The 9,577-nt window shown below is 73.9% G+C and carries 9 protein-coding genes and 1 pseudogene; 2 read left to right on the plus strand and 8 right to left on the minus strand.

What is annotated here, in order from left to right; translation table 11 throughout:
* Window positions 1-551: 551 nt before the first annotated feature.
* The 7 genes from MNZ39_RS21730 to MNZ39_RS21760 form a co-directional block, all read right to left on the minus strand.
* Window positions 552-1,079, minus strand: coding sequence for a hypothetical protein (locus tag MNZ39_RS21730; protein ID WP_242341193.1), 528 nt, complete (start codon window positions 1,077-1,079; stop codon window positions 552-554).
* Between the two features lie 122 nt (window positions 1,080-1,201).
* Entirely contained in the window at window positions 1,202-1,840 is a 639-nt protein-coding gene (locus MNZ39_RS21735; protein WP_242341194.1) for an HDIG domain-containing metalloprotein, read from the minus strand.
* Between the two features lie 69 nt (window positions 1,841-1,909).
* On the minus strand, window positions 1,910-2,911 hold the full coding sequence (locus tag MNZ39_RS21740) for an alpha/beta hydrolase family protein (RefSeq protein WP_242341195.1): 1,002 nt from the start codon (window positions 2,909-2,911) through the stop codon (window positions 1,910-1,912).
* Between the two features lie 135 nt (window positions 2,912-3,046).
* Window positions 3,047-3,712 carry an outer membrane beta-barrel protein gene (locus MNZ39_RS21745; RefSeq protein ID WP_242341196.1) on the minus strand — a complete coding sequence of 222 codons (666 nt, stop codon included), beginning with the start codon at window positions 3,710-3,712 and terminating at the stop codon, window positions 3,047-3,049.
* A gap of 159 nt (window positions 3,713-3,871) precedes the next feature.
* Entirely contained in the window at window positions 3,872-4,201 is a 330-nt protein-coding gene (locus MNZ39_RS21750; protein ID WP_242341197.1) for a hypothetical protein, read from the minus strand.
* A 160-nt stretch (window positions 4,202-4,361) separates the two neighbouring features.
* Entirely contained in the window at window positions 4,362-7,079 is a 2,718-nt protein-coding gene (gene alaS, locus MNZ39_RS21755; RefSeq protein ID WP_242341198.1) for an alanine--tRNA ligase, read from the minus strand.
* 38 nt (window positions 7,080-7,117) lie between these two features.
* The gene (locus tag MNZ39_RS21760) at window positions 7,118-7,552 is read right to left on the minus strand and encodes a hypothetical protein (RefSeq protein ID WP_242341199.1); all 435 of its coding nucleotides are present in this window, start codon (window positions 7,550-7,552) and stop codon (window positions 7,118-7,120) included.
* A gap of 256 nt (window positions 7,553-7,808) precedes the next feature.
* Between MNZ39_RS21760 and MNZ39_RS21765 the strand changes: the two genes are divergently transcribed.
* A complete protein-coding gene (locus MNZ39_RS21765; protein WP_242341200.1) occupies window positions 7,809-8,501 on the plus strand; it encodes a hypothetical protein in 693 nt (230 codons plus the stop codon).
* Between the two features lie 98 nt (window positions 8,502-8,599).
* Here MNZ39_RS21765 and trmB read toward each other — a convergent pair whose 3' ends face one another.
* The gene (trmB, locus tag MNZ39_RS21770) at window positions 8,600-9,208 is read right to left on the minus strand and encodes a tRNA (guanosine(46)-N7)-methyltransferase TrmB (RefSeq protein WP_242341201.1); all 609 of its coding nucleotides are present in this window, start codon (window positions 9,206-9,208) and stop codon (window positions 8,600-8,602) included.
* A 33-nt stretch (window positions 9,209-9,241) separates the two neighbouring features.
* Here trmB and MNZ39_RS21775 point away from each other — a divergent pair.
* Window positions 9,242-9,577, plus strand: a pseudogene (locus MNZ39_RS21775) (hypothetical protein); the annotation flags it as partial.

Raw genomic sequence — 9,577 nt, forward strand, 5'->3', positions numbered from 1 at the left:
GGCAGACTTGTGCTCGCGGACCACGCGCCGGACCTCCTCGAAGGCGCCCTGGCGGAAGAACCATGGGACTCACTCCGAGAGCGTATCGCTGCCGCTCAGGTGTGCTGATTTGAGGGGATCCGTCAGGCCGAGCCCACAATCTGCTTCACGCGAGCACCTTCGGGCGCGGCCACATGAATCGCTTCCGCCGCGATGCGGGCGACAAGCCGACGCCGCTCTCGCGCGCTGACATGGCGCCCCTGCGTCCCGTCATGCAGCTCGGGATGTGGCCGCCGTGACCCAGCGGCGGCCCGGAGTTGGCCGAAGCTCCAGCGGACGGAGGACCGGTTCGCATGGCCGCGCGGCGGGAGCGACGACTCGCCGCTTGCGTGCTCCCGGCTTGCGAACCCCTACACTGCCGCCGATGACGCTCACCGTTCTGCGCCCGCAGTGCTCCGCGCGGAGCGTTCCCGGACCGCGCGTGCCTACCCCGTCGATGCCCAACCGGAGCGCGCGGTGCGCCGCTCGTCCGACCAGGGCCGCCTCCATGAGCGCGAACCACGAGCTGTCGTTCAGCGAAGGAGCCCCGTCACGTTCACGTCGACGCGGATCGTCGCGGTGATCTCGACGGTGGTGTTCGAGGCGGGCGGCGCGCCGGTCGCCTCGATGCCGAGCGTCGGGGACTGGCCGGTGAGGTACGGCTTCAGGTCGACGTCGCCGTGGACGTCGAGGTCGAGGGCGCGCGTCCCGGCCGGCAGCGCGCGGACGCCGTGCTTCTCGGCGACGACGACGGCGGGGAGGCCGTCCGCCCGGGCGCGCAGGACGAGGTCGTCGAGCCACGTCTCGAGGCTCGCGCCCTCCCGCACCTCGAGGTGCAGCCGGCGCAGGTGCGCGGAGTCGATGTCGCCCGGGTCGATGCCCTGCGCGCGGAGCGCCTCCTGACCGCCGAGGTCGATCGGGGCGAATCCACCGATCGCCCCCGAGGGTCCGCCGCCGGGGGTCCCCGGGATGGTGAGCGTCGCGGAGCGCGTGAAGTCCACGTCGTCGAGCCGTCCACAGGCGGTCACGGCGAGCAGGAGCGCGAGCGTGGTCCTGGCCATGTCTCCAAGCTAAGGCCGGGCTTCGCGCTAGGACGCGGCGGTGAGCGGCGGCCCGGTCCGGCGGGGCCCGCCATCTCCGCGCGGGGCACCTTCGCCCCCACCCGGGAGGCAAGGGCGGCGGGCTACCCCGCGGGCTCGGCCGGCTCGGGCGGGACGGGCGCGTCCGGCAGGTCCGGCGCGGGGGCCCCCGCGAGCCCCAGCCGCTCCGCGATGGGGATCTGAGCGCGGATGACGAGCGCGACGAGCTCGGGGAGCGGCGCCCCGATCTCCTCGGCGCCCCGCCGGATGTACTCGCGGTCCACCGAGCGCGCGAACGCCTTGTCCTTCATCTTCTTCACCACCGACTCGGGCGGCAGGTCGACGACGCTCCGCGACGGCCGCACGAGCGCGCAGGCGCCGACGAACCCGGTGAGCTCGTCCGCGGCCACGATGGCCCGCTCCATGGGCGTCTCGCGCGGCACGCCCGTGTAGAACGCGTGCGCCCCCACCGCCTTCACGATGGCCTCGGGCCAGCCCTGCGCGCGCAGGATCTCCATGCCGCGGAAGACGTGGTCCGCCTCGGTCGGCCAGCGCTCGTAGTCGAAGTCGTGCAGGAGGCCGACGACGCCCCAGGTCTCGAGCTCGCCCGGCTCGGTCACGCCGGCGCGCCGCGCGAGCGCCCGCATCGAGGCCTCGACGGCCAGCGCGTGCCGGCGCAGGGGCTGCGTCTTCGTGTACTCGCAGAGGAGCGACCAGGCGGCCGCGCGGGAGGGGACGATCATCCCGGCATGATAGCGGAGCTCCGGGCCGCGCACCCGCGGGCGCGCGCCGCGCGCCGACGCGCGATCGCCCTACCCGCGCGCGAGGCGCGGGACGAGGAAGCGCAGCGAGGCGTCGAACCGGTAGTTGATGCCCATGTGTCCGTCCTCGAACTCCTCGTGCACGACCTCGACGCCGCCCGCCCGCAGGGTCTCGACCACCATGCGGGCGCCCCAGCGCAGGTGGTACTCGTCGCGCGTCCCGCAGTCGACGAACACGCTCGCCAGCCGGCGGTAGGCCTCGAGCGCCCGCGGCGCGAAGCGGACGGGATCGTGCTCGAGCCAGCGCGCCCACACGTCCTCGCGGACGCGGCCGGAGGGCAGCTCGAAGGGTAGCGCGAGGCCGAGCGGCGCGCGCGGGTCGGGGCCGTAGTGCGCCGCCATCGCGAGGACGTTCAGGACGGGGTGGTCGGCCCCGCCGAGCTTGGTCTCCGCCGCGCGCCGCTTCGCCTCCGCGAGCCACGCCGCCGCGTCGCCCGAGGCGGAGAGCGCCGCCGCCGCCTTCGGGAGGTCGGGGAGGTAGCAGTACTCGAAGTAGGCGTCCCCCGCGTGGCAGGCGAGGTGGGCGAACACGTCGGGCCGGTCGCGGCCCATGACGAGCGCGCCGTAGCCTCCCGAGCTCTTCCCGACGATGGCGCGTCCCTCCCGGCGCGGGAGGGTGCCGAGCGCGGCGTCGACGTGGGCGACCACGTCCTCCGCGACGTAGTCCTGGTAGCGGCCCACGGCGGGCGCGTTCGTCCACTGCGTCCCGCCGAGCGCGGTCATGCCGTCCGGGAACACCCCCACGACCGGCGGGATGGCGCCCGAGGCGACGAGCGCGTCGAGCCGCTCGGGCACCGTCGGCGCGAACACCGAGGTGTTCGACCACCCGCGCGCGCTCCCGGTGAAGCCGTGGAGGAAGTAGACCGCGGGCAGCGGCGCCGCACCGTGGCCGGCCGGCAGGTAGGCGAGCACGAGCCGCCGGTCCGGATCCCCGAGCGCGTTCCCCGCCAGCGCGCGCGACTCCACCTCGAGCTCGACGAGCTTCCCGTGCATGCGTTCCCTCCTTCGCGATCGCGGCCGAAGGGGTACTCCGCGCCCGCCCGTCCCGCAACCCGCGAACGAGGACGGCCGCCCCGAGAGGCGGCCGTCCGTCGACGCAGCGGCTTCGACGCTTCGATGATCGGGCGGCTACAGGTCGAAGCGGCCGCGGACGCCGAACTGAACCCACTCGTGGGCGTCCTTGTCGGTGATGTCGGCGCTCGCGGAGTTCCCCAGGCTGTCGGAGTACTTCATCTCGCCGTAGCGGCCGATGCTGAGCATCAGGTAGGGACCGACGGCGAACCGAGGAGAGGCGAAGTAGTCGCCGCCGAGCTGCAGGTTCAGGACCTCCCAGCCGGAGAACGTGAACTCGAGCTCCTCGCCGCCGCCCTCCGCCTTCACCCGGTTCCGCTCCCAGCCGGTGCCCACGCCCGCCCAGGGCTGGAACTGGCCGGTGGTCGAGAACGCGTAGGTCGCCTGCACCCCGAGCCGCAGCACCCCGCCGGAGCAGTCCACGCCGTCGAGGTCGCACACGTTCTGGTTCGTCCCGTCGAGATCCAGCGTCCCCTTCGACCAGCCGTAGGACGCGTAGCCGCCGAGGGCGAGCTGGGGGGTCACGCGGACCATCAGGTCGAGCTGCAGCGGGATCTGGCTCTTCGTGAAGTCGCTCAGGTCGACGCTGGAGCCCCCGGCGTCGCCGCCGACGTTGCCCATCGCCGGGGCGAAGCCGAGCCGGGCGCCGAGGGAGACCTGCGCGGACGCGGCGGCGGGGAGGAGGAGGGCCGCGATCGCGGCGAGGAGGGCGTGCTTGCGCATGGAGGTATTGACTCCCGGTTGGAGACCCGGGCGAGCCTGCCCTGCCCCGCGGCGGACCGCAAGGAAGGGGTTGTCGTACAGTGAACGTGGAGCGGGGGGCGACGGCGACGGGCGGCGACGGCCGCGCGGCCGCGCGTCCCTCGGGCGCGGGACGCGCGGTCAGCTGCCGCGCGCGAGCACCACGCTGCAGCGCGCGGCGAGCTCGGTGGTGCGCGCGAGGAGCGCCTGCGCCTCCTCGTAGAGGGCGGCGGCGTCCCCGTCCGCGCCGGGATCCGGCAGCTCGCCGATCTTGTCGAGCAGGTCCGAGACGCGCAGGAGGTGCTGGTGGGCGAGGAGGAGGTCGCGCCCGAGCCGCGCGCCCTGGCGCGTGAAGATGAGGCCGGTCTGGAAGAGCCGCCCGAGCGCGCCGCGGTTCACGTCGGTGACCGTGCGGCAGCGGGCCTGGAAGTCCCTGAGCCGCCGCGCCTCGCGCGCTCGCGCGAAGTCCACGATTCGTGAACGTCGGCGCTGCGGACGCGGGCGGGGGACCGGAGCCATCGTGCGGGGGAGGATCGTAGGCGGGGGGCGCGGGCGCGGTCAACGCCGCGCCTCGCTTGACACCCGCCCCGCCACCCGAACGCGGTCCGGCGTTTCCCGGGTGACTCGCCAATCACCCGAGCGCGGCGGCGACGAGCTCCTGCACCTTCGCGAGCGCCCGCTCGAGCCCGGCGGGGTCCGAGCCGCCCGCCTGCGCCAGGTCCGGCTTGCCGCCGCCGGAGCCCCCGACGAGCTTCGCCGCCTCCTTCACGAGGTCGCCCGCCTTGAGCTTCGCGGTGAGATCCTTCGTGACCGCGACCAGCAGGATCGCCTTGCCGTCCTGCTCCGCGCCGAGCGCGACGACGCCCTTGCCGATCCGATCGCGCAGCTTGTCCGCGAGCTCGCGCAGGCTCTTGCCGTCGCCCTGCACGCGCACGGCGAGGACCTTCGCGCCGCCGTTCACCTCGCGGGCCTGGGCCACGAGATCACCCGACTGCGCCGCGGCGATCTTGCCCTTCGCGTCGTCGAGGGCACGCTCGAGCTCCTTCACGCGCCGCTGGCTCTGCTCGATCTTCTGCGCGACCTCGAAGGCGCCCGCCTTGAGGAGCGCCGCCGCGCGCCGGAGCTCGTCGGCCTCGCGCTGGGAGAGCTCGACGGCCTTCGGGCCCGTGTACGCCACGATGCGCCGCACGCCGGCGGCGATCGACTCCTCGCTCGCGATCTTGAAGAACGCGATGTCGCCGGCGCGGCGCACGTGAGTCCCGCCGCAGAGCTCCTTGGAGGGCCCGATGCGGACGACGCGGACGACGTCGCCGTACTTCTCGCCGAAGATCATCATCGCGCCGGACTGGCGCGCCTCCTCGAGCCTCAGCACCGAGGTGTCCGTCTCGGCGTTCTCGCGCACGAGCTCGTTCACCCGCCGCTCGACGGCGAAGAGCTCCTCGTCGGAGAGCGGCTGGAAGTGCGAGAAGTCGAAGCGCAGGTAGTCCGGCGCCACGATCGAGCCGGCCTGCTTCACGTGCTCCCCGAGCGTCTCGCGCAGCGCGAGCTGGAGGAGGTGCGTCGCCGAGTGGTTCGCGCGGATGAGGTCGCGGCGCCGATCGTCGACGGCGAGCTCCACGACGTCGCCCACCGCGAGCGCGCCCTCCTCGACCACGCCGGCGTGGACGACGAGCCCGGGGACGGGCCGGTGCGTGTCCTCCACCCGGACGCGCACGCCGGCCGCGGTGATGGTGCCCTGGTCGCCGACCTGGCCGCCCGACTCGCCGTAGAACGGTGTCGCGGCGGTCACGACCTCGACCCGGTCCCCCTTCGCCGCCCTCGCGACGCGCGCGCCGTTCGCGACGAGCGCCTTCACCTCGGCGCGCGCGCTGGGCGCCTCGTAGCCGAGGAAGCGGATCTCGCCGAGCTCGCCCGCGATCTGCTTGTGCAGATCGCCGGTGGCCTGCTCCCCCGAGCCCTTCCACTCGGAGCGGGCGCGCTGCTCGGCCATGTGCCGGTCGAAGCCCTGCTCGTCCACGTCGAAGCCGCGCTCCGCCGCGATGACGCGGGTCAGGTCGAGGGGGAAGCCGAAGGTGTCGTAGAGCTGGAACGTCACCTTGCCCTCGATGACCGGCCGCTGGCGCTCGGGCGGCGGCGTGGCGGGCTTGCCGAGGTGCGTCTCGGGCGCCGTGAGCTTGCGCATCTCGGCCTCGAGGATCGCGAGGCCCTTGTCGAGCGTGCGCCGGAACGACTCCTCCTCCTGCGCGGCCACCTTGGTGATGAAGGCGCGGTTCTCGCGCGTCTCCGGATACGCGTCGCCCATCTCCAGCATCACCGCCTCGCACACGTCCGCGAGGAACGGCTTCTCGAGGCCGAGCCGCTTCCCGTGGCGGATGGCGCGCCGCATGATGCGGCGGAGCACATAGCCGCGCCCCTCGTTGGCGGGGAGCACGCCGTCGCCCACGAGGAAGGTCGTGGCGCGGGCGTGGTCGGCGATGACCCGCATCGACACGTCGTCGTCCGCGTCGGTCGCCCCGTAGCGCTTCCCGGCGAGCTTCTCGATGGCGCGGATGATGTTCTGGAAGACGTCGGTGTCGTAGTTCGAGCGCTTGCCCTGCGCGACCGCCGCCATGCGCTCGAGGCCGGCGCCCGTGTCGATCGAGGGCTTGGGCAGCGGGGTGAGGCCCCCGTCGGCGCCGCGCTCGAACTGCATGAAGACGAGGTTCCAGATCTCGAGCCAGCGGTCGCAGTCGCAGGCGACGCCCTGGCAGGCGCGACCGGCCTTCTCCTCCGCGCAGGGGATGTCGTTCCCCTGGAAGAAGTGGAGCTCGGAGCACGGGCCGCAGGGCCCGGTGTCGCCCATCGCCCAGAAGTTGTCCTTCGCGCCGAGCTTGTGGATCCGCTCCGGCGGGACGCCCTGCGCCTTCCAGAGGTCGTAGGCCTCCTCGTCCCAAGGCAGGGTCCCCTCGCCCGCGAAGACGGTGGCGGCGAGCCGCTCCTTCGGGATCGCGAGCCAGCGCTCGGAGGTGACGAGCTCCCACGCCCAGGCGATCGCGTCCTTCTTGAAGTAGTCGCCGAACGAGAAGTTCCCGAGCATCTCGAAGAACGTGTGGTGACGGGCGGTGAACCCGACGTTCTCCAGGTCGTTGTGCTTGCCGCCGGCGCGGACGCACTTCTGCGCGGTGGTGGCCCGGGAGTAGTCGCGCTTCTCACGTCCCGTGAAGACGTCCTTGAACTGGTTCATCCCGGCGTTCGTGAAGAGGAGCGTCGGGTCGTTCTGCGGGACGAGCGAGGAGCTGGGGACGCGGCGGTGCCCCCTCTCCTCGAAGAAGCGGAGGAACAGCTCGCGGATCTGGGCGGCGGTCTTCATGGCGGAGAGCGTTTTCTAACAGAGGGTTCGGCGCCTGGCTACCGGCCGGAGGAGCGCTGCGCGTCCGGGAGGACGACGCGCCAGCGCCCGTCCTCGCGCACCATCTCGACCTCCGCCGGGCCGGCCGCGCCCTCGACCTGCACGGCGAGCAGCGCCGCGTCGCGCGACTCGCGCCGGACCGTCACCGAGGCGAGCCGGCCGGCCGTGGGCGAGAGGTCCCCGAGCACGAGCTCGCGGCCGGTCGCGGGCAGGACCCCGGGAGCGGCGCGCGCGGCCACCTGCCTCGCCCGCTCGTCGAGCTCGGCGCGAGAGCGCTCCGAGAGCATGCTCCACACGGTGTCGGCGTCGCCCGCCCGCGCGGCGGCGGCGAAGACGCGGTAGCGGTCGGCCGGCCCCTCGGGACGCCGGCAGGCGATGGAGAGGAGCGCGAGCAGGGCGGCGCCGAGGGCCATCCTCGTGAATCGAGCGGTCATCTCGCCAGCATAGCCGCAGGCCGTGCTTCTCCGGGCACCCGGGTCGCCGTGCCGGGCGGGGGCCCGGCGTGCGGGGCGGCGGGCGAGCAGAAACGCGCGTCGTGTGGCTCGGCCGCTCCTCGCTCGGCCAGAGTCCACATATTTGGCACCGGCGGCGGCGCAGCGGTGAAGCCCGCGCGCTCGCCCGCACCTTCGGGTGGGGCTCGCCGGCCGATGAACCCGCGCACAGCATTTGCGCATCAGGAGGGGGAGAAGAATGCAGATCCGCAAGATGGCGCTGGCGTTGCCGTTCGCGTTCGGCATCGCCTGCTCGACGTCCCACGCGAACCGCACGGCCCGGACCGAGGGGACCACGCCCGCGACCGCCAGCGAAACCACGGCGCGATCCGGAACGCAGAGCGACACCTATGGCACCTCGGGCAGCGCGACCGCCCAGAGCCCTGACATCAAGGGACACGACAGCGACAAGGTGCTGATGGGCAAGGTCGCGAGCGTGTCGTCGAACTCGGTCTCGATCCAGTCGGACATGGGCGACAGCAGGACGCTCCAGGTCGTCCCCGAGACGATCGTCACCGTGGACGGCCGCACCGGCCAGATCTCCGACATCCAGCAAGGCCAGGACGTCCGCGCCAGCTTCAACGAGCAGGACGGCAAGCAGGTCGCGGTGAAGATCGAGGCGGCCCCGATGGCCGGCGGGACCAGCGGTCACATGGGCGGCGACATGGGTGGCCACATGGGCGGCGACACCAGCACGCCCAGCAGCGGCACGACCAGCGACACGGGCGCAGCGACCCCGGGCACGGGCAGCGGCACGGGCACCACCGGCAGCGACACCTCCGGCAGCAGCAGCACCCCCGGCACCAGCACCCCGTCAGACACCGGCACGAGCAGCGGCTCGACGGGCACGGGCGGCGGCTACGACACGTCCGGCACCGGCACGCGCCGTTAACTCCGCGTGAAGGCCTCGACGCGGCGAAGCGCGCGGAGCGGCCCGGAAGACGACGCCCCCGGCCACACGGCCGGGGGCGCTCGCGTCTCCGCTCGCCGTCACTCCGGCTTGCGCATCCGCAGGCGCCACACCGGCTGACCGGTCTCGAGGTAGCGCTTCTCGCGCGTGGAGGGGATCTCGTCGGGCGGCCGCTCCGCGAACGCGCCGGGCCCGGCCTCGTTCTCGAACCCCGCCTCCTCGAGCCGCACCACCGCCTCCCGCGCGTAGCGCTCGACGTCGGTGCGGAAGTCGAGCAGCCCGCCGGGCGCGAGGAGCCCGAGGAGCAGGGTCGACATGCGGTCGTCGACGAGCCGCCGCCGGACGTGCCGGCGCTTCCACCAGGGGTCCGGGAAGTGGACGTGGATCGCGGCGAGCGATCCCGCGTGGAAGAGGCGCGGCGCGAGGATGCGGGCGTCGCCCTGGATGACGACGAGGTTCGCGTGCCCGCGCCGCTCCCGCTTCTCCGCGACCTCCTCGGCGAAGGCGCGCCGCTGCTCGATCGCGACGAGCGCCCGGTCGGGGTACGCCGCCGCGAACCCGAGGGCGAAGCCGCCGTGGCCGCAGCCGATCTCGAGCTCCAGGCGGGCCGCGGAGGGCCCGAGCCGGGCCGCCCAGTCGGGCGCGAGGTCGAGCGCGATGGGGGCGTCGTCGTCGTTCGAGAAGATCATGAGCGCGCCTGTTTAGCATGCTAAGAAACCCGCGTGCTCCGCCGCGCGGCCCCGGCACTGCTCGTCGCCGTCGCGCTCGCCGCCGGGTGCCGGGGGTGCGGCTGCCGGGAGGCGGTCCGCGGTGCCCCCGCGGAGCGGTTCCTCCCACCCGGCGTGCGTGCGGCGGTCCTCGCGCCGGAGCTGGGCCGCGCCGCCTCCGACCTCGCCGCCCTCCACGCGACCGCCGCGTCCTTCCCCGGCGCGGGTGAGCTCGCCGGCGCGCGCGGAGCGCTCGCCTCCCAGCTCGGCTTCGATCCGCTCGACGGCGCGAGCCTCGCCGGCGCCGGCCTCGACCCGCGCCGCGCCGGAGCGCTCGCGCTCGCGGGGCCC

Source organism: Anaeromyxobacter sp. SG66 (genome assembly GCF_022690805.1).
Lineage (GTDB): Bacteria > Myxococcota > Myxococcia > Myxococcales > Anaeromyxobacteraceae > Anaeromyxobacter > Anaeromyxobacter soli.

Excerpts from the sequence above, each read along its gene's own strand:
- MNZ39_RS21730 (WP_242341193.1), bottom strand. The coding sequence starts at position 1,079 with ATGGCCAGGACCACGCTCGCGCTCCTGCTCGCCGTGACCGCCTGTGGA.
- MNZ39_RS21735 (WP_242341194.1), bottom strand. The coding sequence starts at position 1,840 with ATGATCGTCCCCTCCCGCGCGGCCGCCTGGTCGCTCCTCTGCGAGTAC.
- MNZ39_RS21740 (WP_242341195.1), bottom strand. The coding sequence starts at position 2,911 with ATGCACGGGAAGCTCGTCGAGCTCGAGGTGGAGTCGCGCGCGCTGGCG.
- MNZ39_RS21745 (WP_242341196.1), bottom strand. The coding sequence starts at position 3,712 with ATGCGCAAGCACGCCCTCCTCGCCGCGATCGCGGCCCTCCTCCTCCCC.
- alaS (WP_242341198.1), bottom strand. The coding sequence starts at position 7,079 with ATGAAGACCGCCGCCCAGATCCGCGAGCTGTTCCTCCGCTTCTTCGAG.
- MNZ39_RS21760 (WP_242341199.1), bottom strand. The coding sequence starts at position 7,552 with ATGACCGCTCGATTCACGAGGATGGCCCTCGGCGCCGCCCTGCTCGCG.
- MNZ39_RS21765 (WP_242341200.1), top strand. The coding sequence starts at position 7,809 with ATGCAGATCCGCAAGATGGCGCTGGCGTTGCCGTTCGCGTTCGGCATC.
- trmB (WP_242341201.1), bottom strand. The coding sequence starts at position 9,208 with ATGATCTTCTCGAACGACGACGACGCCCCCATCGCGCTCGACCTCGCG.